Source organism: Prevotella jejuni (genome assembly GCF_900187995.1).
GTDB lineage: Bacteria > Bacteroidota > Bacteroidia > Bacteroidales > Bacteroidaceae > Prevotella > Prevotella jejuni.
Map to the genome: position 1 here is coordinate 158,371 of NZ_FZNZ01000002.1, position 24,488 is coordinate 182,858.

Sequence of the window (24,488 nt, forward strand, 5' to 3'; positions counted from 1 at the left end):
CATTTAGCGAGTAAGATAGAAGGGGATTTTTACAGCTTATTAAACACTGTGCTGACGACCTTTATAGGTATAATACACTCTCATTACCCTCATTGAAAAGTAAGTCGAGGATACTAAGATTAGGTAGGAAGCCAAACTTCTGTTGGTAGACTTGATAGTAGCGACGAGGAACAAAGTCGGTGTCAACACCTGGATGTTTCGGACGAATAGCTTCTCTAAAATCGACGGTTCCATCGGGAAGAGTCGTCTGATAGCTATCTGTGCGTCGCATACACGGCATAATATCGATGAGTTCGCACATCTTAAGCGTTATCTCCCAGTTGAAGTCATAGAGAAAGACCCACTTCCGCTCGAAAAAAAGGCGTATATCGTCCTCATAATACTCAAAGAATGGACTCTCACCGTAGGACGACTGCAAGGCATTCCAGTGTTGATGGCGCCAGTTATCATGGTCGCTAATACGCACATCCTTCATCGGGCACTTCGCTCCCTCATACTTTTCAACAGGGATAGAGAGGGCTTGCGGACCATTCGCAGACGCGATTACGCAACGATTACGATAGGTTTGCTTTACGAAATTATCGTGTTGTTCTATCAAGCAGCTACTATATCGATTCAGTTTTTGGTACCATTGAATAGGTGCAAAGTAAGCAGAGGATAACAAGACCTCGCCACCCTCTTCAGAAGAAGGGAATGTTAAGTCGTTGATACAACCATTATCAAGATAGGTCATAAAGCTTATTTTTGAAGATAATAATATGATTAAGGGATAAAAAAAGGGAGAGGATGCGCAAGCTACCAAGCTCTGGTAAGCGTTGCACCTCCTCTCCTTCAGAAGTATATGGAGACATCCTGCCTCCTATTGCGCCCTATTCGACATTCCTCATGTCCCCTCTTTCGAGACGGATTGGGGAAGTCCTTTAGACTTACTTAATATTATCTACCCAGTTGAACAGTCTGTGCCAACGAATACCACTAAATCCCTTGCGGTCAGGATCACTTGACCACCAGATGAAGATAGGCTTACCGACGATGTGATCCTCAGGTACAAAGCCCCAATAACGACTGTCGGCAGAGTTATGGCGGTTGTCACCCATCATCCAATAGTAGTCCATCTTGAAGGTGTAACTATTGGCAGGTTTACCGTTGATGTATATCTTTCCGTTCTTAACCTGTAGGTCGTTGCTCTCATAAACCTTGATACAACGCTCATAAACAGGGAGGTTCTTTAACGTTAAAGTAACCGATTTACCCTTTGCAGGAATCCATATAGGACCATAGTTATCACGTGTCCAGCCTGTATAAGCATTGAGTGGATAGTAAAGACCAGCGTAGATATCCTTGTCAGTAACAATTCGCATAGACTTAACAATGCCTTGTCGCTTCAGCTCAGCAGCTGCACTTTTAGTCAATGGCATATATCCATCGTAAGCCAATGTAGCTCTATTAAGCACGTAGCCTTGGTTGAGGTCGTAGCCATGTAGACGTCCTAATGTCTGTACATCTTCGTCACTTATGTTATACTCCTTGCGGAGCTCGTCGAAACGCTCACCCATGAAGTCAGCGACAGAGATATTCTTAAACTTGATAAAATAGGTATATTCTACATTCTCTGGCTCTTTATTAGGTTTCCCATCGAGGTAGACAATCCTATTCTTTATCTGTAAGGTCTGTCCAGGCAGACCCACACAACGCTTCACGTAATTCTCTCTTCTGTCAGTAGGACGCCATCCTAACGTACCGAAAGTGCCCGCATTTTTGATGATATAATTCCTTCCCATAGCGTAAGCCTTATCAAAGAAAGCACGCTGTTGGAGGGTGTTCATGTCTGCCAAACGAATGTTTCTATTTTGTTGAGCAAGGAAGTTTGTGCCGTATGTATAGGCGTCATGATAGTAGTCATTACCCTGGTAAGCAGGCTCAGTCATGATGGTATCGCCTGCAGGAAAGTTGAAAACAACAATGTCATTCAGCTCTACTTTACCCAAGCCCTTCACCCTACGGTAGTCCCAATGTGGCCAAGAGATATAGCTCTTAGTATTGATAATAGGCAAGGTGTGCTGGGTCAGTGGCATTGTCAACGGTGTCTCAGGGATACGCGGACCATAGCTAACCTTCGAAACAAAGAGGTAATCGCCCGTAAGGAGCGACTTCTCAAGGGAGGAAGAAGGGATAACATAGTTCTGGAAGAAGAACAAGTTGATGAAATACACAGCCACCAACGCAAACACAAGTGCGTCAACCCATCCCATGATAAAGCGGATCGGGCCCTCAGAGTCCTCCCACCATTTCCATCGTATCTTCTTTGTTATATAATAATCGAAGATAAAAGGAACTACTAATAGTCCCCACCAACTCTTTACCCAAACCAGGAAAAGAAGGTAGAGAACAAGCGCACAAATAAACTTAGCCCATTGTTTCTTAGGGTTTAGGGCTGCTTTTTCTTTATCTATCATACTGTATATTGAGGTGATAAATGATGATTAATGAGTGATAACGGTATGTTAGTTATTCAATATCAGTTGGAGGAAGAGTGTTATGAGGAATGTCCTACTTTGTTATGGGTTACTTTCTGCGTTGTTATAAATGATTGCCAGTATTATTATATACGGTAGTTCACCTTATTATATATAGCTGCCAGCTTTATTGTAAACGCCTTTCAGTATTATTATAAATAATTGTCAGTCTTATTATAAATGCCTGTCAACATTTATGCTAAATACTTTTCAGTGACCATCAACACCTAACATTCAACACCCAACACCCATCACTAAAACTTAAACAAGTCGCTTGTCGTAAGCAGACCTGTATGGTCTTTCGTGTACTCGGCCGCTAAGACAGCTCCAAGAGCAAATCCCATGCGGTTATGAGCATCGTGAGTAATGGTTATCTTATCGGCTTCTGAATCGTAAATAACACTATGGATGCCCGGTACTTCACCGCAACGAATAGAAGTGATAGGCAACTCGTTGGGCGCAACATCATTCGTTCCAGACTCCGTTCCATCGGCTGCACGCTGGTAGCCCTTCACCCACTTGTCTTTACGATTGAGGTCGTTAACAACCTCTTCGGCAAGAGTTATGGCTGTACCTGATGGTGCATCGAGTTTGTGCATGTGGTGAACTTCCTCTAACTCAACGTCATACTGTGGGAAACCATTCATTATCTTTGCTAAGTAACGATTGACAGCTGAGAAGATGGCAACACCTACAGAGAAGTTACTTGACCAAAACAAAGTATGTCCCTCTTCGTTACATAGACGCTCAATCTCGGCCTTTTGTGTTTGCATCCAGCCTGTAGTACCACTTACAACCTTCTTGTTACGACCAAAAGCACGCATGCAATTACCGAAAGCAGACCCTGGTCTTGTAAACTCAATGACGACATCGGCCGATGCAAATCCAGGTGAATCAATCTCTTGAACATTATCAAGATCAACGATACTTACGATTTCGTGGCCACGTGCAAGGGCCACCTTCTCTATCATCTGGCCCATCTTACCATAGCCTATCAATGCTATTTTCATAACTAAATCCGTATTAAAAACATTGCAAAGGTAGCTGATTTACGGCATAAAACAAAATAAGTTGATATATTTTTAGGCCTCCCCTGTATTTCAAGTGATTGTGTTGTCGATGTTTTCCTATGAAATACTTAACAGCATACTCGCATGTACTCTGTCGCTTTCTAATAACTTATAGCATCTTTCCTTAGGTAGTCACAATGCTTCATAACGTATGCCTGTTTTGCTTACAGTGGTGGTTTGCACTTTTCTCTATGATGTGTAAGCATCGAGTAAAGGGAAAGTAATACTATTAAAGACAAACCTATAGAATGGAGACAAAAGTCCAGTCTTCTACACTCAGATACTAATAAAAACAGAAAATACATTGTTAAGAAGGCCAATTCTACCATTTTATTTGTATATTTGCGTATTGTTAAACCAAGAATCTGTTATGGAACAACTCATCCACTACGTCTGGAAGCATAAGATGTTTCCGTTGACAGGACTCAAGACTACCGACGGACAGGAGGTAGAAGTTATTGATCCCGGACTGCATAATCGCAATGCTGGACCCGACTTCTTCAATGCCAAGGTGAAAATAAACGGCACTCTGTGGGTGGGAAATGTGGAGATTCACGACCGAGCATCGGACTGGTTCCTCCATAGACACGACCGTGACCCTAATTATAACAACGTTATACTACACGTGGCAGCATCTATCGACGTTGATGTTAAGACTCAACGAGGAGAGTATCCACCACAGGTACGACTGAAGGTGCCGCCTGACGTGCGTGAACACTACGAGGAGTTGCTCACAACAGATGAGTATCCTGCATGCTATCGCATCATCCCTAACCTCTCTAAACTAATGGTTCATTCGTGGATGAGTGCCTTACAAACAGAGCGATTAGAGCAGAAGACAGACGCAATAGTACAACGGCTGCATGACTGTGAAGGCTCGTGGGAAGCGGCTTATTTCGTTACCTTGGCTCGTAACTACGGCTTCGGTATTAATGGGGATGCCTTTGAGACATGGGCAAAACACATACCTCTGCAGGACATAGCCCACCATCGTGACGATATTCAGCAGATTGAGGCCTTCTTCTTAGGCCAGGCAGGACTATTGGAAACGAACGCCATACCCGAACGCTACCAAGAGAATGCATTGAAAGATGCCTACTTTGCACAATTAAAAAGCGAATATCAGTATCTTTCACATAAGTTCGGTCTACAGCAGATGGATGCTACTCAATGGCGCTTCTTACGCTTACGTCCACAGAACTTCCCACATATTCGGATTGCACAACTGGCCCTTCTCTATTATAATCGACAGACGGGATTATCACAGTTGTTGGATTGTGAGACGGTTAAAGAGGTCCGAAAACTATTGACAACACAGGTGACACCCTACTGGGAGAGCCACTATGTCTTTGGAGAAGAGAGTGCGAAATGTGAGAAAAGACTGTCTACAGCATCGTTGAACCTACTGATTATCAACACTGTTGTGCCTATCCTCTTCGCATACGGTACTCATAAGAATGCCGAGAAGTACTGTGATCGCGCCTTCAACCTCCTTGACACGCTGAAAGCAGAGCGTAATCACATTGTTAGGATGTGGCAGGAAGTGGGATTGACAGTGGATACTGCAGGTGATTCACAGGCCCTTATACAATTAAAGAAGGCGTATTGCGACCGCAAAGACTGCCTCCGTTGCAGAATAGGATACGAGTATCTGAAAGGGAATTCAGCATTAAAGGAATAAGAGAATAAGACTATTAGGCTAATAGGGCCTATAAGGCTAATAGGCCTAATAAGCCTAATAAGAGTCTAAAAAAACAAATAGATTATGGAAAAGAAGAAATATGTCTTTGAGACAAGACTGGATGTTCGCGACTACGAGTGCGACATCCAAGGTATAGTAAACAATGCTAACTACTTGCATTACACCGAACATACACGTCACAGGTTCCTCAAGTCGTTAGGTGTAAGCTTCTCTGAACTACACGCAAAAGGCGTTGATGCTGTCGTAGCACGCATGCAACTCACTTATAAAGTGCCGTTTACTTGTGACGACGAAATCATCTCTCGCATGTCACTAAAGAAGAGTGGACTACGTTGGATATTCTCTCATGACCTCTTCAGGGCCAGTGATGAGCGTCTTTGTTTCCATGCTGATGTAGACCTTGTGACGCTTATCAACGGTCGTTTAGGCAGTAGCAAAGAATATGACGAAGCGTTTGCTGCCGTATTATAAAACCTTGTCTCATTTCCTAACGTCCTCCCCCTCGTAGGAAGAACGTTAGGGGTGAACTCATCAATCACACCACCATGGAATCATTAAACTCAATTCTACTAACCCGACTCAGCCGTTTCAATCTCGTTGAATTAGCTGAACTCTACAGACGAGCAGGCTCTGCCACAACGGTCATCGAGCACAAAAGAGACATTAGAGAGATACTCCCCGATGCCTCAACACATCTTATACAAGCATTGAAAGATATTGACATCTGCAGAGAATGGGCTGAAAAGGAATTAGAATACGACCATCGGCATGGCATTGAGCCTATCTGCATGAATGATGAACGCTATCCACAGCGGCTCAAGGAGTGCCCAGACGCACCCATCCTACTCTACTTCTTCGGTAATACCGACCTCAATCAACGTCACGTAATCAATATTATTGGGACACGACACTGCACTCCCTACGGTCGAGACATTATCCATTCATTTGTCAGAGAACTGAAGGCTCTTTGCCCAGACGTACTTATCTTAAGTGGATTAGCATACGGTGTAGACATCCATGCACACCGAGAAGCCTTGGAGAATGGCTTTAACACTATCGGCGTATTAGCCCATGGACTCGACGACATCTACCCTCGTGGACACAGAGAGACCGCCCAAAAGATGATACATCAAGGTGGGCTACTCACCGAATACGCCACACGAACACAGCCCATAGCCCGCAACTTCGTACAACGCAACCGTATCGTAGCTGGTTGTGCAGATGCTACTATTCTCATAGAGTCGGCTGCGAAGGGTGGAGGACTTATCACTTGCAGTATTGCACGTAGCTATGGACGTGAGGTATTCGCCTTTCCTGGCTCGGTTCATTCGGACTTTAGCGAGGGATGTAACAATCTTATCCGAGACAACGGGGCATCTCTTATCACCTCTGCCACCGACTTCATAAAGGCTATGGGGTGGGATGATGCTATCAAACTGGAGCAAGCTCAACAGCGAGGTATCGAGCGAACGCTTTTCCCTAATTTGTCTTCTGATGAGGAGACCATCGTCCGCGTGCTCACTAAAAACAATGATCTACAGATTAATCTCTTGTCTATTCAATCGAACATCCCTATCTCACGCCTCACAGGACTACTGTTCACTTTGGAAATGAAAGGCGTTATCAGGGCTATGGCTGGCGGTTGTTACCACCTTTTGGCATAGTCTATGGAATGGTAAGAGAGGTCGAAAGCTATAAGCCAATACCCTGTTCCTCTGTACCATCCGACGTATCGTCCTCCCTATAAGAACCTTTAATAGCTTTCAATCTATGGTCATAAACACCCGAACTCACCACCCTCAACCATCCTACGGAGGCTCATCACGCATCATGCCGGCCTCCTTCTCCCATCGTGTAGATAGATAAACATCCATCTCATAAAGGGTCTAACCCCCGTCAGAGAACCCTCAATAGAGGTAGAACTCAACATTAGAAAGACCCCACCCCATCCTAAGCAAACAGACACCCAACAATCTATAATATACGTATATAGCATCTTTTTGAAGAAAAAAAAAGGTTTTCCTTGCCACAAATCATTCTTCCCTTCCGTCTCTATAGATGTGGACAAAACAGAATTATTAACCCCATTAAATATCAAGACAATGAAAACAACAATCTTTACTATCGTATTTGTTGCAGTCATCATGTGTACAGGATGCACCGCACAAGCCAACTCTTCAACCGTTACTAATGAACCGACGAACGATTCAATAGAAACGCTTATTAAGGAGTTTAGGAAGGAGAAGAACGTTACTTACGTCAATCTCCCTAAGTCACTCATACAGATAGGAATGCAAATGGCCGACGACGAGGATGCTGATAAGTTCCTTAAGCAAGTGGACGGAATACAGATTTTAACCTTCGAGGAGGCTCCACAGAAGACAAAAGACAAGCTCTTCGACCATATCAATAACTTGGAAACACTGGGTTATGAGCCTATGGTGAAGGCCAATGAGGACGGAGAGAAGGTAAGAATACTCCTCAAAGGGGATGAGAAAGTTATACATACCCTCCTTATCTTTGCTATTGACAAAGAAGACTGTTCGCTTATTAAGATTGACGGACATATCAATCCCGCTGATGTTAACGATATCGTAGATACACAAATAAACTAAACAAGACTCGACCATGAAACGATTTATCATCTTATTCGCCCTCATCATCTCTGCTGTTGGGGCCTCAGCACAGAGCATAGGAACATTATTCAGACAATACAGATACGAGGAGAAGGCCAACTACATGCACATTACTCGTTTCGCAATGTCCATCGTCAAGGCTTTTGCTAAGACCGATTCAGAAGACAAAGAAGCACTCAAGGCACTCTCTTCATTCCGAGTTCTCTCCTTGGAGGACTGTACCTCGACCGTCAAACAGAGCTTTCAAAAGACGCTTCAGACCTTCCGTCCAACAGGATATACGCCTTTCATCATCGCAAAAAAGAATGATGAGATCGCTTACATCTACCTTAAAGAGAAGGACGGATTTATCCGTGAGCTGCTCATCCTTACCACTGACAATCATGATGGAGCCATTGTGCAGATTAAAGGGAAATTAAGACCAGACGACATAGACGCCGCTATAGAAAAAGGCACTAAGAATAACAAACTTAAAAAATGTAAGTTATGGGACAAACATGCGTAGACAATAGTCTATGATAACCCACTCTCTACATCTGCCTATGCAAGCAAGCGATTTCAAACAGCTATTCCTACCCTGCCATCGGAAACTCTTTTCGGTGGCATATAGGCTGATGGGGAATGTTCAGGCAGCTGAGGACTTAGTGCAAGAGACCTTCTTAAAACTGTGGATGCAGCGTGACAAGATGGGAACAGTAGACCATCCAGAGGCTTATAGCATAACTGTTCTGCGTCGATTGTTCTATGACAAGATGCGAACAGGACGCTTGCAAGAGGTAGACAAAGATGTGGGAACCTTACAGGTCAGCTCCTCACAGAACATAAGTAGACAATTAGAGCAGGCCGACGAATGCCAACGAGTAAGACAAATGATAGTTAGCTTGCCCGAACCACAGGCGAGTATCATGCTGATGCGTGATGTTGAAGACCGCAGTTATGAGGAGATTAGCATAGAGACAGGGCTTACGGAGGTGAATATAAGGAGTATTCTCAGTCGTGCCCGTAAGAAGATTAGAGAACAGATAAAAGCAATGAGATATGATAAAGACTGAAGACATAAAGCGTTTACTTGACCGCTACTATGATGGGACGACCACCGAAGAGGAGGAGAAGGCGCTGCGCACTTACTTTAACGGCAGTGACATCGATGCCAGCCTAAGGGAGGAAAGCGTCTTCTTCACGGCACTTCAGTCTTCAGAATGCCCTGTACCAACAAGGATGGAGGGACGTCTCAGCCGTCAGATAAGCCAGTGGAACAACATTGAAGTTGCCACTCAACGCACGATTAGGCACATCAACCTGCGCTGGGTAGTAGGGATAGCAGCCAGTCTGTTGCTCCTCTTCGCAACCGGAACTATCGTTTACCAACACGAGAACGAGTCTCCACAGACAGAACAGGACACCTATACTAACGCTAAAGACGCTTACGCCGAGACATCCAGAGCACTGATGAAATTCTCAAAGTCGCTCAACAAGGGTATTGAAGCTGCCGAGAACGTCACTAACAAAACAAGAGATTGATTATGAAGAGATTTATTTTAACGCTTTCTTTGGCACTGTTTGCTTGTATAATGGCCTCCGCTCAGAAAGCATTGTTCGATAAGTACAGCGAAACCGACGGTGTCTCTACCGTCTATATATCGCATAAAATGATGCGAATGATGGGGAATGCGAAGGCTGGCAACAAAGATATCAGTAAGATAGCCAGCCGACTTGACTATCTACAGATACTCTCTTGCGAGCGTCGCTCACTGATTCCTTCCATCAAGAAGACGGCTCAAAGCATCTTCTCTCAGCAGCGTTTTTCGGTTGTTATGCAAGTCAATGAGGGTACAGACCATACCACCATCTACGAACGCCATTACCCCAATGGGAAGAACGAGTTTTCCTTGTTGGCCATAGAACGCAATGAAATTACAATTATCAACCTACTTGGTAATGTCTCTCTACAAGATATCCAAGGGATAGCTAATGGTAAATAATACTGCTGCTTATTTGGTTATATAATAGAAATAGAGTACTTTTGCAGAAAATAAGGAGGTATAATTATGAATAGGACCATAAATATTCCAAGTGCAGACAACGCCTTCTTGGAGATGTTAGCACAAAAGATGGGATGGACTATAAGTCAAATCAACTCTCATACAGAGAACTATAAAAAGCCAGACTTAAACACACCAGAGAAAAGGAAAAAAGCAATAGAGTTACTTCAATCCATCGCTGGTAAACTGCCAAACAGTCATTTAGAAAGCTGGAAACAAGCAAAAGAAGAGTATCTAAGAACAAAATACTTATGAGAATCTTCTTAGATACCAATATCCTCATAGATCTTCTTGAGGCAAGAGGTGAGTTCACACAGAATGCACTGAAAGTGGCAAGTATGGTTATTAATAACGGAGACGAACTTTTATTAAGTGATTTATCAGTTGTAAATGCTTGTTATATCGAAAGAAAATCCTTAGGGAATAGGGGTTTTATAGCAACATTCTCTGCTATTAGAGATTGTTTTGAAATTATCAGTATGGGAGCACCTGCGATAGATTCTGCGCTCACTGCTAATTGGAATGATTTTGAAGATGCAATGCAATACTTTGCAGCTCTTAATGCAAATGCTGATATCATTGTCACAAGAAACAAGAAAGATTTTGCTACCAGTGAGATAAGTGTTGTAACTCCTTTGGAATATATAGAAGGTAAAAACAAATGAAAACAGGCATATTCGTTGGAAGCTTCGACCCTTTCACGGTGGGTCATGACTCTATTCTACATCGTGCTTTACCACTCTTCGACAAGATCGTGATTGGTGTTGGCGTCAATGAGCGAAAGAAGTGCATGCTATGTGCGGAGGAACGGACCGAGCGCATAGCACGACTCTATGCCAGCGAACCAAAGATAGAGGTAAAGGCATACAGCGACCTTACCATCGATTTTGCTCGAAGAGAGGGTGCCAAATATATCATTAAGGGTGTGCGTAGTGTAAAGGACTTTGAATATGAGCGCGAACAAGCAGCCATCAACCGCTGCTTGAGTTCTATTGAGACCCTCCTACTCTTCGCTGAACCCGAATTAGAAAGTATCAGTTCAAGTGTTGTGAGAGAGCTGCATAACTTTGGAAGAGACATCACTGAGTTCCTGCCAAAGGGATATTGACGATTAAACATAGGCCGACAAGCCTCATTGATAAAACATAGACACGATGATAACATATAGTGCTGAAGGCGTTAAGATGCCTAAGATAAAGAAGAGAGAGATTTCTCGTTGGATTAAAGCTGTTGCCGCAACGCACAGTAGAAAGGTAGGAGAAATTGGTTACATGTTCGTTGATGACGAGAAGATTCTCGATGTTAATAATGAGTATTTAGGCCATGACTACTACACAGACATCATTACCTTCGACTATGACGAGGGTGATGTGCTCAATGGCGACCTTGTTATCTCACTTGACACGGTGCGTTCTAATGCCGAGCTCTTCAAGAAGACGTATGAAGACGAGCTACATCGTGTTATCATTCACGGTATCCTCCACCTCTGTGGCATCAATGATAAAGGACCAGGAGAACGTGAGATCATGGAAGAGAACGAGAACAAAGCGCTCGCTCTATTAAAGGAGATGAGTGGCGAATAACGGTGGACTTCAACCTAATTCGGTTGATACTCCCATAGACGAGATTGAAGGGCTGGAATCCTACCTTGGGTTTCAGCCCTTATTGATTGCCCTTTCGTCTCTGCCAAAGGATGATTGTATAGCTACGAAAGGGATTAGGGGTCGAATATAGACAACCGTCCTTTTAAGAGAAGTCTAAGCCGCAAGAAGGGCGTATTAACCCTCTGTTCGACCACAAAACATCTATTGCACCGAATTATTTTCACGACAAGAAATATTTATTTTCATGAACATAAATATTTCTTTTCACGACAAAAAATATTTTTTTTCATGTAAATAATTCGAGAAGAGACAAAGAGACCTTCTTTAATCGAGCAAGAAACGGATAAGACAGCGACCTTAAAGCGCACAAAAAAAGTGCTTAATTGGAGTCCAACTAAGCACCTTTTCATATACTCCTCACTTACCTATTGCGTCGTCATAGACGTCAACAGCAACGGGCCAGAGCACATTCTCTTATCTAACTACTTATCCGTAGCCAACTCTACCGCCTTATTGACGATATCACTCTGCGCATTCCATACACGGAAATACTCATTCATATCCCAGATGTCTCGGGCTGTGAGCGCCTTTATCTGTAGTGCAATATTAGGAAGCGTAGCCTTTAACTCGGCCGCATCCTTAGGTTCTATCTTCTCTTTCTTGCCCTCTGCGACGATTTCATCGAGCAATGACTGTGGTACCACATAACCCTTATTAAACGCGTCAAACGACTTATATTTGGCCTTTAACTCTTGTCGATTAGCATCAACATACTTCAAGTAAGCATTGATGATAATACTCTTTGCAGCTAACATACGATGATAACGTGTGAACTTAGCAGTATCGAGTGGGACAAAGTTATCAGGCATTATACCACCGCCACCATAGACAACTCGGTGCTTGCGAATGGTGTAATACTTCAAAGAATCAGAGAATTGAATACTGTCAGGATTGGTCAACTCGCCATGCTTATAGCGTTTCTCAATATCCATCTCGTAATCCTTTAGGTCGCCTTTCTTATATGGCTTTTGAATACAACGGCCACTTGGCGTGTAGTAATGAGCGATAGTCAGACGAATCATACTACCATCAGGCAGGTCGAGTGGACGCTGTACAAGTCCCTTACCAAAGGTTCTACGGCCAACAACCGTTCCACGGTCGTTATCCTGAATAGCCCCCGTAACAATCTCAGCAGCCGAAGCCGTGAGCTCATTCACCAATACATAGACCTTCACATCCTGCAGACGTCCGTTGCCAATCGCCTTGAAATTCTGTCGATGAGAGCGTCGTCCTTCGGTGTAAACAATCATATCATTGTTCTTGAGGAACTCATTTGATATCTGAACAGCCGACTGAAGATAACCGCCACCATTGTCTTGTAGGTCGAGAAGGAGGGTCTTCATGCCCTTTTTTTTCAGTGAGTCAACAGCCGCCATGAACTCGTCATGGGTCTTCATTCCGAAGCTCTCTATACGGATATAACCCACATTAGGACGTATCATATAAGAGGCATTGATAGTATGGACAGGTATCTTAGCACGTGTAACGACAAAGGTAAGCACCCCTTTCACGCCACGACGCACAATACCCAACTTCACCTTCGTACCCTTCTTACCACGAAGCATCTTCATGATGTCGATACGTGGCATCTTTACGCCAGCTATTGTAGAGTCGTTCACACTGACGATACGGTCGCCCGCCAGGATTCCCACCTTCTGAGAAGGACCATTGACAACAGGCTGGATAACGACAAGTGTATCTTCAATCATATTGAACTGTACGCCAATACCCTCAAAGTCGCCCTGCAGCGGTTCGTTCATTGCCTTGGTCTCCTTCGCATCCGTGTAGGTAGAATGGGGGTCGAGTTTCTCGAGCATACCCCTAATACCATCCTCAACTAACTTCTGCTCGTTCACAGAGTCTACATAGAAGTTAGTGATAGCCATCTCTGCTATCTGCAACTTACGCAAGGGTGAGTCGCTCTTAAGCTGCGCTGACAATGGTAAAAAGCTAAAGAAGCAAAGGAGTGAAAGATAGATATACCTTTTCATAGACTAATATTGTAATTTAATGAAACTCTATTTCTTTGAAAGAAAATGCAAGGGAATAGTGTTCGAGTCCCTGCTCTTGTCTTTCTATCTTGTTGTTGTTATGAATTGTTGTTGCTTGTTTAATAGCATGTTCATGAGGATTGCGGAGCAAATGGACGGCTTATTCTGATAGAACTAACGTCCCCTTTAAGAGAACACTCGACTGATTTGGAAAATTAGTCGAGTGTTTTAAAAAATCAGTCGACTGATTTGAAAGCTCCTATCGACTATGCTTTAGAGACGAGAAGACAGTAAGTTAGCTTTATGACAAAGCCCTCCTTTACATCTCCCCTTGGTCTTCAGGCAAGTCCTCTTCGATAACGAGGTTGTCAATAATGAAGTTTTGACGCTCCATAGTGTTCTTTCCCATATAGTACTCAAGCAACTTTGCAACTTGATCATTCTTATGGAGTGTGACCTGTTCAAGGCGCATGTCGGGTCCTATAAAGTGTGCGAACTCATCAGGAGAAATCTCTCCAAGACCTTTGAATCGTGTTATCTCTGGTTCTGGGCCAAGTTCGTTGATAGCTGCCACACGCTCCTCTTCAGAGTAGCAGTAGCGTGTGATAAAGTCGTTCTTCTTCTCTCCTTTCGCACGACGGGCGTCGGCATCAGCAATAACCTGCTTGTCCTTGATTTTTGTTCGACGGTTGCGAACACGGAAGAGGGGCGTCTGAAGGACATATACATGCCCTTTCTTTATCAGCTCAGGAAAGAACTGAAGGAAGAAGGTGATTATCAATAAGCGGATATGCATACCGTCGACATCGGCATCCGTAGCCACTATCACCTTATTATATCGGAGTGAGTCGAGTCCGTCCTCAATATCGAGCGCAGCCTGAAGAAGGTTGAACTCCTCATTCTCATACACCACCTTCTTCGTCAGACCAAAGCAGTTAAGCGGCTTTCCACGCAATGAGAAGACAGCTTGTGTGTTGACATCACGACTCTTAGTGATACTTCCGCTGGCCGAATCACCCTCCGTTATAAAGATAGAACTCTCCTCCTTTCGATCGTTCTTCACGTCACAATAGTGTACACGACAGTCACGTAACTTACGGTTATGGAGGTTGGCTTTCTTCGCTCTCTCACGTGCCAACTTCGTTACACCAGCCATTGCCTTACGCTCTCGCTCGGTCTCCTTGATCTTATTCTCAAGTATATCGGTGAAGTCTTCCTTATGGATATGGAGATAGTTGTCGACGTTTGTCTTGATAAAGTCGCCCACATACTTATTGATAGACTCCCCATCAGGCGACATCTGTGTGGACCCTAACTTAATCTTAGTTTGTGATTCGAATACTGGTTCTTCAACGTTTACAGCGATGGCAGCCACCAATCCGTTACGAATGTCACCATACTCATACTTGCCGAAGAACTCTTTTATCGTCTTGGCAATATGCTCCTTGAAAGCAGTCTGGTGTGTACCGCCCTGTGTAGTGTGCTGTCCATTCACGAAGGAGTAGTACTCCTCGCCATATTGATTGGTGTGTGTGAAAGCAATCTCAATATCCTCTCCCTTCATGTGAACTATCGGGTACAATGGATCAACAGTCATATTATCAGTCAGAAGGTCCTTTAAGCCATGTCGACTAAGTATGCGACGCCCATTGTACATGATAGTCAATCCTGTATTCAGGTAGGTATAGTTACGGAGCATCTCCTCTACTATATCATCATGGAAGCTATAATGCTTGAAAAGAGTATCGTCTGGTTCGAAATAGATGTAGGTTCCATTCTCATCAGTCGATTTCTTTGTTTTGTCGCTTTGAAGGTTACCTTTCTCAAACGACAGTTCGCGTACCTTCCCATCACGGTAGCTCTTCACCTCGAAATGAGAACTCAACGCATTAACAGCTTTCACACCTACTCCATTCAAGCCAACACTCTTCTTGAACGCTTTAGAGTCGTACTTACCACCCGTATTCAACACTGATACAGCCTCAACAAGCTTTCCCTGTGGAATACCACGACCATAGTCGCGCACACTAACACGCAGGTTATCGTCCACATCAACCTCGATACGATCACCAGCATTCATCTTAAACTCGTCAATAGAGTTATCAATGACCTCCTTCAAGAGTACATAAATACCATCTTCGGGCAACTTTCCATCGCCCAAACGACCAATGTACATACCCGGACGGGTACGCACGTGCTCCATATCCGATAGATGTCGGATATTATCGTCGGTGTAAGAAACGGGTGTTGAGGGTTGGGTATTGGGTGTTGGGGGCTGAAGGTTGGGGGTTGATGATTTATCCATGTGCTGGGTTATTGGCTGTGAATTATTGGTTATTGAGGGTTAATTATTAGGTGATAAGGGCTTAGCTATTTTATCATATTGAGTGTTCATTAATGAGCAATTAGGTGTTGAAATAGAAGAAACACGTGAAAATATAGAAAGAACACATGTTAAAACTGTCCATCAACACCCAACACTCAACATTTATCACCCAATAGCTTTCCTATAGCATCTACGCTTCTTGTGCATTGTTGGGTCTAATGGGCCCCACTGACTCTGTACGCTTTCGTTGGTTTCCATCTCCACATGCGTTTCACCCCACTTGAAGCCGTATTTCACATAACGTGGAATGAGGTCAGCGAAGACAAGGGAGTTAGCTCCCTTTGAGCGATACTCTGGTAGGACACCAATAAGAAGAAGGTCTACAACCTCCGTCTTATGGAACTTTATTGCACGTAGTAAATGCCACCATCCGAATGGGAAAAGACGTCCACGGTGGCACTTCTGCAAGGCACGAGTCAGTGATGGAATTGTAATAGCAAGCCCAACTAACTGGTTGTCCTTATTCCCGTCCTCTACAACAGTTATCAGATCGAGGTCGGCAAGAGGGAAGTACATCTTGACATACTGGTCTATCTGACGTTCACTCAACTCTGAGAAGCCATAGAGATGAGAGTAAGTAACATTGATTAAGTCGAAGAGCTTCTTGCCATAGCCACCTTCGAAGATATCTTTCTTGGTCAGTTTGCGTGCATGGAGATTGTAACGTTTCTCCACCATCTCTGCTATCTTGGTGTATTTCTCTGGTGCTGTCTCTGGGACATCAAGCCTATATTCTACATAATCATTATCCTTCTCCCAGCCACCAAGCTTCTCCATGTGCTTTGGATAATAATCATAGTTGTAGCTGGTTGCCATTGTACCGAGCTGATCGAAGCCCCATGTCAACATGCCCTCTGGGTCCATATCGGTGAAACCGAGCGGTCCAACGATAGAGTCCATGCCCTTTTCTTTACCATAGTCTTCGACCGCCTTTAACAAAGCCTTTGACACTTCTATATCGTCAATGAAGTCTATCCAGCCGAAGCGGACATCCTTCGTACCCCATTTCTCGTTTGCTCTATTATTGATGATACCGGCTACACGCCCTACTACCTTGCCTTCTTTCAAGGCAAGGAAATACTCAGCTTCGCAAAAGTCAAAGGCTGCATTCTTATCCTTTGACAACGTTTTCAACTCATCGCTATAGAGGTTTGGGGCATCATACTGATTGCCCTCGTAGAGATCATAATGACACTCAATGAAAGCCTTTAGGTCTTTCTTCGTCTCTACTCGCTTTATCTGAACTGATGACATTTAATATCTTATTTCGTTATTTTCCTAATCTTAAACGTGCAAAAGTACTAAAAAAAAGATAGATAGGCAAATTTAGACTCCTTTTTATTGACTATATGGACTTCTATCATCTGTTAATAGCACTGATATTCACCAACTTCACATACCGTATTAGGCTTCAGCATCCTACATATCTGCCATTAAAACTATTCGTCTTCATGCTCGGCACACTTCTAAAACACGCTGTTACAAACATATTCCAATCGTCCATAAAGTCTACCATCACACCATTGTCTTATTGAAGATACCGTTTGTCTACATGCCTATCTTCTCACAAACGAAGAGGAGATGTTTGTTTTCTGCATCTGTGGTAGCAAAGAGGTAGATGTCTCCTCCTTCTTTTATCTTTAGCCGTTTACGGAGTTCAGCAACACTCATAGGGAAGTTGCGCACAGCAAGATTGGCTTTGTCAATCCCTGACAGACTATGACGTAGCTCCTTCTTATTAAACGAAGAGACGGCTGTTATCCTAAACTTACGACCAGGGAAAGCGTCGATGGCCTCATCAGAGACAAAAAGATGAGAATTCAAACTTAATGCTGACAATGGATAACGGGCGGTGAGAAGGGAGAAACAGCCTGCTTTCATCAACGAAGCATTAGGCTCATAGAGATACTGACCGGCCATGGGGGCTGTCGAGAGGATACGCTGTGACACTCCTAAAGTCTCTCGAAGGGAATAAGAAACGACACTATCATCATTCACACAGAACATCTGTAAGCTTTTGTCTACAGCTATCGTCGCCTCCGTCTCACCCTTAGTCTTCTGCAAAACAAGCAACAACTCTTTACATTCATTGCGTACAGAAACGATATGAACCTCACGAACAACGCTATCCAAACGGTTTAGTTCGTCTACTGCACGATGCCAATCGAGCATAGGCGATAGCTTTATTACAACTGTGTCGCCCTTCTCCAAGAGTTCTTCCTCTAATGTTAAGACATCAGGGGTACAATCACTTATCAGCACGGTCTTGCCTCCCTGCTCATTACGGCGGGCTGGGTCGAGGAATATCACGGCTACATGGTCGAGCTGATGGAGGTAGGCTGTACCGTCGCCATTGACTACCTCGGCTTGTGTTAAGCCTAAGGCACGAAAGTTATGACGTGCCACTTCGCACAACTCCTTCTGTTGTTCGACATAAATAGCACGCTCAAAACGACGTGACATAAAGGAGAAATCAACACCAAAGCCACCTGTTAGGTCGCAGAAGGTCCCTCCCCTACCTTTCTGCTCAGTTCCTTCTCGTGGCGTCAGTGTCGCACTTTCCACTACAGAAGGACTACTCTGCTCATTTTGAGGACTATTAGTAACCAAAGAGGACAGCCTTATTAAACGTGAAACCAACTGCGCCTTATATTCCGCAGTATGCTCACTCGAACACTGTTCCATAGACAGATGTGGGGGATAGATGATATCCTCCTTCGCTGCCCAAGACGGTAGTTTCGTACGTGCGGTCTGCCATCCTGTAAGCTGATTGAGCAGGTACGGCATATCAATATCGGGGTAACGGTGGGATTGAAGGGCAAGAAGCCTCACCCCCGCCCCCTCTCCGAGTGGAGAGGGGAGTGAAATGTTATGTTTGCTTAGAACGTCCCGCACATATCTTGGCAGTGGTAGTTCTGAATGACTTATATCGTTTTTTTGCTTCATCTAATCCTATATTTGCATTGCCTTAATAGTCCTTAGAATTTTATTCTTACCATCTATCACAGTAGCAAAGTCGGTAATCACTCCCCTCTCCATTCGGAGAGGGGACGGGGGTGAGGCATCTTTTTTTACCTCACCACCCTCAAATTCTGCTTTGCCCAGGCCCTTGTACAAAGGTTGAAGTGCCACCACTCTGTACGTAAAGGCATGAAACCTGCAGCACTCATCACCTCACGAAGGAGTCTGCGGTTGGCGAATGCTTCACGAGAGATTAGTCGATGAGAAACGAGTTCGTTCTCTTTGTCGATATGACTGAACAGTCCCATGTGGTCGACTTTTGTACCCATTGGAATCGTATCGATAATACAACGTGTGGCACCATCACGCCATGTAGCATCATTCCATGAGGACTTGCAGATACTGATATCTACAGCCATTCCATAGTTATGCATACCTCCTCCGTGAGCAGGATTAGACACATAGAAGTACTTTGGGGTATCTTTCACTGCGTCCCACATCGTCTGCTGTACGCTCATCGGTCGTGTAGCATCGAAGATACAAAGGCTTAAATCTGGACGACGACGCTTCAACTCTGCTTGTGCTTTACGCAATGCTTCAGCACAAGCAGGCAATACGTAGGCATCACGCAAGTCATGATAAAGCACCCGATTACAGAAGTTATCCGTACGAGCATACATCAAAGCCACCTTGATAGAAGGTACTACATGCTTTATATTTACCAACCCCTGCTGTTCCATTGACCGTCCTGCTGCCTGCCGACGACTCATCGATGGTGTCTGTGCCTGTATGTTGCTTGCAAACAGTAAAGCAGGAAACAGTAGCTTATATATAATTCTACACATTGTTATTCATCCTTTGAGTCTATCATTCTTCCCATATATTATCCCCAAGCATTATGGAAGATATTACCAGGATAAGGGTTTATATATCCCTCCAAACTCGTACCTTTCTTGCCATTTTCACCCTGTATAAATCGCAAAGAAAGCATCGCAGGCTCACTATTTATTCGTGAAGTATTCCCTTTTATATTCTTACAAAATGCAATATGCAGGCCTGAAAGGAGTTTAATCAGTTGTTTTCGTGATAAGATATAATACTCAGGAGCATTCTCGTCATTCTAATAAATAAAGACGTAAGGTCCCTTGACTTCTTTATTTAATTGGTCTATATTGATACTCTCTGATAGATTATAACCTGTAGGAAAATCTCTCCCTCTCCGAGCTTTCACCTGTATCAACACTGATTTATGTGTCCAAGTGGCGTCATCATATCTAATACATACAATATCTATTGACCTATGATTTCTTACCGATGCATTGGCATTCAGTGCTACACAACCTCTCTTGATAAGCTCTGTTACGACAAGTGCTTCACCATAAGCACCTGTCATCTGGGAGTGATTATTACTCATCCTTTAATTATTACCACGTTATATCTTTAACTTCAAAACCCTGCTTTTCGCACATCCTCACAAACCGACAATAACCATTCTGCGTTCCAAAGAGAAAGCTTACACGCTCTGTTAAACTTAACTCATCGTCTGATGATGGGTAATCTGTCAATGTTAATGCATCTCCAGTAGCTATAATTGCCTCATAAAAGCGGTCATAATTATTACGAAACTCTTTCATCACAAGGCTACAACTACCACTTTCTTCAAGAAAATACAATTCTATGTTATCAGAATCATAGATGCATGTATAATACTTTAGGTCCTTCATATTATATTTATTTAATCTCCTTAAAAAGTTAGCTATTATTTCTCTTCTGTCAAATTACTTATAGGTCTTATAGCTATATACTGAAAGCATGAACATAACATGACCCTCAATAATACTATACCTATCCCATAACACATCTACTTTTCAGTGTAGATATAATGGTTAAAAACAGACAGGGACAGACACCGTCTCCCTCTCATACGTATTAAAAGTATTGAAAGAAAGCACAGACTCTGCCCCTGTCATCTATAAGAATAACCGCCGAATGAGTTAGGTAACATCCTTATAAGCTGTCTACCATATATTCATCTGCATTCGTAGCTATTATTTCAACGCAGCCTTTTTCTGCTTTACATAATCGCCAAAGACACGATCCACTTCTGCACGCTGCTCACTGTCGAGTGTGTCGTTGGCCTGAATAAGTCCCTTGTAATAGGCCTTAATAGCCTTTGTAAGCTTCGCCTTGTCTGCAGAATTCTTCTCAAAGAGACGGTCAAGGTCCTTATAAAGGGCTGGCTTCATCTTATTCATAAAAGCAAGCTTACCAGTGGCTGGCTGCTCAGTAGCTGTCGAAAGACTGTCTGACTGTGCAGAAGGCTTCATCTTTACCGTGTCTTCAGGCGCCGTCTCTGCGTCTGACTTAAAGACAGATGACATATCAATCTTACCAACCTGGTCGACTAAAGCACCACCATAGTTATATAACAATATGCCAACTCCTATCACCACAGCAGCAATCAAAGCCAACATAACAGTGCCTTTGCCTATCTTTGGCATAGTGAACGATGGTCCTTCATTATTTAAGTCGGCTAAGAACTCATCAATATTACTATAACGGTCGCTCCGCTTAAAGGCACAACAACGCTTAATAACATCGCTATAAGCTAATGTCAAACCCATCACCTTCATGATAGTACCGAGGGAATAGATATCAGCCGTACCGTCAGCTGCCATCGTCTCGTCCTTGATCTCTGGTGCCATGAAGCGTGTTGTATCAGCTGTCAACTTCACATCTTCAGGCGAAAGAACACTGAAATCAATGAGTTTAACATAGTCACCTTGATTGGCAACAAGTACATTTGATGGCTTTAGGTTACGATGGATAACCCCTTGCTGATGTGCATAACGCAGTGCATCAGCAATCTGATTGATGATACCAAGCTTCTCATCATCGGTATGACTCTCCTTAAGATAAGCCTGTAAAGTACGTCCTTCTACATACTCCTCCTCAATACAAAGTCCATAACCATCAACCTCTACCAACCCTTGATAGCGTACAATACCAGCATGATTGAGTCGTTGGCACTGTTTAAACTCACGTTTCAATGCATTACGAAGCAACGCACGCTCACGATACGCATCCTTCAGTGTCTTCAGAACGACGGTCTGGTCGCCCTTACGACACTTCACTATCATACAGTATCCCTGCGATGATATTACCTTATATTCGGTATAACTGGCCTTTACAGGCGCATCAGCAGTCTGTGCTTGTTCATTAGTGGAAAGTTTGTTCTCACTCATCAATATTCGTAGGTTTTAATTCTCTTAACGTCATTTGCGTACAAAAGTAGTAAAAAAAAACGAGATAAGACAGAAAAGAAGGGGGTAAAATGCTGTATTACAATTATTCTCATCTCATAGAATTAATAAACATCAGGATTCTATTTTACAACTTATACTGATATGTTCTTACCCAACACATGTGCTGTTAGCGGTGAACACCAATGGTATTGAGGGCCAAATACCATGTAATATATTACTGCTATACAAGCATATTGTTGTTTATAAAGAGCTATACAACCGGAAGTAAACAAACTTTATTTGGTTAGAAGGCTTATTCTTACAAAAGAAACACAATATTATCTACTTAGATAAGAATTAGCATAAGGAGTAAACTATTATAGTTTTAGCAGTCAACAAAATTAATAATTAAATATAGACGTGAACCATGTATATAACCTTCGTCATTAACCCCTACCTTTCACTACATTTTTATTGAGACTTTTCATACTCACATCGAGTTCCACAGACAAGCAAACACTACGGCTTACTTAAATGGGAGGAAGACGGACTGTTCATAGATTGAATGACATATAAAAAGATGATATAATACCACATGGGAATAAGACTGGTATGGACTATATTATACAACTATCTACAAAGAACTACGAATTACGCGAATTGCACGAAGACAGAGGGCACAGAAGGAACAACGATTTCAATATTCTCAGACAGAATGACATAACGACATAGAGTGGCCGAAAGCTCATACATAAACAGAAGAACATAATGACAAAGAGTGGATAAGGGGCAGAATGAAGATGGGGTACGTCATCTGAATGGTGTCATTGGCTTCATTTCTTTAGGAGCATGAGGAATGCTGATGGGCATACCGGAGCTGTCTTTCTCTTGGTAAAATCACGCTGGGTTCGATATAAAGTATAGCTTTTAATTCACTGGTGATATAAACCATCGTTTTTCTTGATGTTGCAAAGATATGACAGTATTTCTGAGCTTCCTAATTTTTGGATATGTAACTTCAAGAACTTATAATAATTGGAAACGGTCGACAAACTTTTTATTGTGTTAGATGGTAGGACAGTTGAAATGACATTGTCCTGACCTTAAGAAATTAATTGTACGATTTAGAGGTGTAGGCGTAGAGTTCCCATATAAACCAGCCATGAATAAAACTAAGGGAAAGGATGGATGATGTAAAGATTTATCGCATACACCATATCCAATACTTACTTTTCATGGTTCAAGAAGACGCCCTTCTGCCTTCAAGAACACGCCCTTCTTGGTGCTTGTTAAGGCTCTTCTTGTGTCTTAATAAGCACCTTCTCCTCCACTGCTCACAACACACTGATTTAATGCAGGTTATAGACGTGAACCATGTATATAACCTTCGTCATTAACTCCTACCTTTCACTACATTTTTGTTGAGACTTTTCATACTCACACCGAGTTCCACAGACATACAAATACGGCGGTTTAATTGAGTGGTACAAAGATGGACTGTTCATAGATTGAATGACATATTAAAAGATGATATAATGCCACATGGGGATAAGAGCGGTATGGACTATAACAAATAACTATCACCACAGAACTACGAATTATGCGAATTACACTAAGACAGAGGGTACAGAATCGTGAATTCAACAAGCAAGTGCAAATTTACTTAATTAGTTCGTAAAAGCAGTCCTGTAGTGTTTTAAAATCTAATTTCTTTCTTGGCCTCATGTTAATTTTCTTTGAATACTTCGTGATTTGTTGCTGGCTGATATGCTCAAAGGTTTCTTTTTTGGCACGTATTGCATAATTAGTCCGTTAGCATTTTCTATAGCCCTTTTCTGCCACGAAGCGTATGGGTCAGCAAAATATATGGTAACACCAAGGCTTTTGGTTATCATTTCATGACAAGCGAATTCTGTACCATTGTCAGTTGTAATAACCTGAACTCGGGTTAAGTATCATACCACTCTTCCGTTTGGTTTAGTACAACGCCTCTTTAGGCTCAATCTTTTGATTGGGCCTAAAGATAATAATGAAACAGATTACTTTAGAATAATGTAAGCTGCCCTGAATGTTGCTCTATAGCAAAGTCTATATTCACTGCTGGCTTCTTCTCAAAGAAGCTGTAGGCTGCAATAGCAGATAGAACATTCATTGCGAAATTTAATATGCTTCTATGCCTTGAATGCACTAATTGAGCTACATTCTTTAGCTCATCATTGATAGTCTCTATTACAGATCTTTTCCTTAAAAGAATTCTATCATAAAGTGGCATTAG

24 protein-coding genes and 1 pseudogene are annotated in these 24,488 nt (G+C 42.9%); 12 read left to right on the plus strand and 13 right to left on the minus strand.

All coding sequences use genetic code 11. The features are described 5' to 3' along the window. Positions 1-61 precede the first annotated feature (61 nt). The 3 genes from CHB62_RS01185 to dapB form a co-directional block, all read right to left on the minus strand. Complete coding sequence (locus CHB62_RS01185; RefSeq protein ID WP_089365350.1) at positions 62-733, minus strand: WbqC family protein; 672 nt, start codon at positions 731-733, stop codon at positions 62-64. Between the two features lie 193 nt (positions 734-926). Then, positions 927-2,456, minus strand: a complete 1,530-nt coding sequence (gene lepB, locus CHB62_RS01190; RefSeq protein ID WP_089365351.1) for a signal peptidase I — start codon at positions 2,454-2,456, stop codon at positions 927-929. Between the two features lie 314 nt (positions 2,457-2,770). After that, the gene (dapB, locus tag CHB62_RS01195) at positions 2,771-3,526 is read right to left on the minus strand and encodes a 4-hydroxy-tetrahydrodipicolinate reductase (RefSeq protein ID WP_089365352.1); all 756 of its coding nucleotides are present in this window, start codon (positions 3,524-3,526) and stop codon (positions 2,771-2,773) included. A gap of 430 nt (positions 3,527-3,956) precedes the next feature. Here dapB and CHB62_RS01200 point away from each other — a divergent pair, with 430 nt between their 5' ends. The 12 genes from CHB62_RS01200 to ybeY all read left to right on the plus strand — a co-directional run bounded on the left by CHB62_RS01200 (position 3,957) and on the right by ybeY (position 11,549). Then, positions 3,957-5,267, plus strand: coding sequence for a DUF2851 family protein (locus CHB62_RS01200; RefSeq protein WP_089365353.1), 1,311 nt, complete (start codon positions 3,957-3,959; stop codon positions 5,265-5,267). A gap of 84 nt (positions 5,268-5,351) precedes the next feature. Then, entirely contained in the window at positions 5,352-5,759 is a 408-nt protein-coding gene (locus CHB62_RS01205; RefSeq protein WP_009011051.1) for an acyl-CoA thioesterase, read from the plus strand. Between the two features lie 74 nt (positions 5,760-5,833). After that, positions 5,834-6,952, plus strand: a complete 1,119-nt coding sequence (gene dprA / locus CHB62_RS01210; protein WP_089365354.1) for a DNA-processing protein DprA — start codon at positions 5,834-5,836, stop codon at positions 6,950-6,952. A gap of 438 nt (positions 6,953-7,390) precedes the next feature. Beyond that, positions 7,391-7,903, plus strand: coding sequence for a DUF4252 domain-containing protein (locus CHB62_RS01220; RefSeq protein ID WP_089365356.1), 513 nt, complete (start codon positions 7,391-7,393; stop codon positions 7,901-7,903). Positions 7,904-7,916: 13 nt separating this feature from the next. Beyond that, positions 7,917-8,429 carry a DUF4252 domain-containing protein gene (locus CHB62_RS01225; RefSeq protein WP_089365357.1) on the plus strand — a complete coding sequence of 171 codons (513 nt, stop codon included), beginning with the start codon at positions 7,917-7,919 and terminating at the stop codon, positions 8,427-8,429. A gap of 37 nt (positions 8,430-8,466) precedes the next feature. Further along, entirely contained in the window at positions 8,467-8,976 is a 510-nt protein-coding gene (locus CHB62_RS01230) for a GFO_1088 family ECF-type sigma factor (RefSeq protein WP_089365358.1), read from the plus strand. Beyond that, on the plus strand, positions 8,963-9,445 hold the full coding sequence (locus CHB62_RS01235; RefSeq protein WP_089365359.1) for a PG0215 family putative anti-sigma factor: 483 nt from the start codon (positions 8,963-8,965) through the stop codon (positions 9,443-9,445). Before CHB62_RS01230 ends, CHB62_RS01235 begins: the two co-directional genes overlap by 14 nt. A gap of 2 nt (positions 9,446-9,447) precedes the next feature. Beyond that, on the plus strand, positions 9,448-9,906 hold the full coding sequence (locus CHB62_RS01240; protein ID WP_089365360.1) for a DUF4252 domain-containing protein: 459 nt from the start codon (positions 9,448-9,450) through the stop codon (positions 9,904-9,906). Positions 9,907-9,972: 66 nt separating this feature from the next. Then, positions 9,973-10,221, plus strand: a complete 249-nt coding sequence (locus tag CHB62_RS01245; protein ID WP_089365361.1) for a hypothetical protein — start codon at positions 9,973-9,975, stop codon at positions 10,219-10,221. Continuing rightward, positions 10,218-10,631 carry a type II toxin-antitoxin system VapC family toxin gene (locus tag CHB62_RS01250; protein ID WP_089365362.1) on the plus strand — a complete coding sequence of 138 codons (414 nt, stop codon included), beginning with the start codon at positions 10,218-10,220 and terminating at the stop codon, positions 10,629-10,631. Before CHB62_RS01245 ends, CHB62_RS01250 begins: the two co-directional genes overlap by 4 nt. Further along, positions 10,628-11,074, plus strand: coding sequence for a pantetheine-phosphate adenylyltransferase (coaD, locus tag CHB62_RS01255; protein ID WP_089365363.1), 447 nt, complete (start codon positions 10,628-10,630; stop codon positions 11,072-11,074). Before CHB62_RS01250 ends, coaD begins: the two co-directional genes overlap by 4 nt. 46 nt (positions 11,075-11,120) lie before the next feature. Then, on the plus strand, positions 11,121-11,549 hold the full coding sequence (ybeY, locus tag CHB62_RS01260) for an rRNA maturation RNase YbeY (RefSeq protein ID WP_089365364.1): 429 nt from the start codon (positions 11,121-11,123) through the stop codon (positions 11,547-11,549). 503 nt (positions 11,550-12,052) lie between these two features. Here the strand turns inward: ybeY and CHB62_RS01265 are convergent. The 10 genes and pseudogenes from CHB62_RS01265 to CHB62_RS01310 form a co-directional block, all read right to left on the minus strand. Continuing rightward, positions 12,053-13,621, minus strand: a complete 1,569-nt coding sequence (locus CHB62_RS01265) for a S41 family peptidase (protein WP_089365365.1) — start codon at positions 13,619-13,621, stop codon at positions 12,053-12,055. Between the two features lie 319 nt (positions 13,622-13,940). Next, positions 13,941-15,926 (minus strand): DNA topoisomerase IV subunit B, encoded by a 1,986-nt coding sequence (locus CHB62_RS01270; RefSeq protein ID WP_176414828.1) that lies wholly within the window; start codon positions 15,924-15,926, stop codon positions 13,941-13,943. Between the two features lie 186 nt (positions 15,927-16,112). Continuing rightward, positions 16,113-17,261, minus strand: coding sequence for an N-acetyltransferase (locus CHB62_RS01275; RefSeq protein WP_089365366.1), 1,149 nt, complete (start codon positions 17,259-17,261; stop codon positions 16,113-16,115). Positions 17,262-17,555: 294 nt separating this feature from the next. Further along, entirely contained in the window at positions 17,556-18,953 is a 1,398-nt protein-coding gene (locus CHB62_RS01280) for a THUMP-like domain-containing protein (protein ID WP_089365367.1), read from the minus strand. Between the two features lie 125 nt (positions 18,954-19,078). Next, positions 19,079-19,813, minus strand: a complete 735-nt coding sequence (locus CHB62_RS01285; RefSeq protein WP_089365368.1) for a M15 family metallopeptidase — start codon at positions 19,811-19,813, stop codon at positions 19,079-19,081. A gap of 275 nt (positions 19,814-20,088) precedes the next feature. Further along, positions 20,089-20,382 carry a YraN family protein gene (locus tag CHB62_RS01290; RefSeq protein ID WP_089365369.1) on the minus strand — a complete coding sequence of 98 codons (294 nt, stop codon included), beginning with the start codon at positions 20,380-20,382 and terminating at the stop codon, positions 20,089-20,091. Positions 20,383-20,392: 10 nt separating this feature from the next. Further along, on the minus strand, positions 20,393-20,692 hold the full coding sequence (locus tag CHB62_RS01295) for a hypothetical protein (RefSeq protein ID WP_089365370.1): 300 nt from the start codon (positions 20,690-20,692) through the stop codon (positions 20,393-20,395). 324 nt (positions 20,693-21,016) lie between these two features. Continuing rightward, positions 21,017-22,213, minus strand: a complete 1,197-nt coding sequence (locus CHB62_RS01300; RefSeq protein WP_009011070.1) for a serine/threonine protein kinase — start codon at positions 22,211-22,213, stop codon at positions 21,017-21,019. Between the two features lie 1,659 nt (positions 22,214-23,872). Continuing rightward, a pseudogene (locus CHB62_RS15115) lies at positions 23,873-24,156 on the minus strand (IS30 family transposase); the annotation flags it as partial. Between the two features lie 101 nt (positions 24,157-24,257). Then, a partial coding sequence (locus CHB62_RS01310) for a transposase (protein WP_217899699.1) occupies positions 24,258-24,488 on the minus strand: 231 nt, incomplete at its 5' end.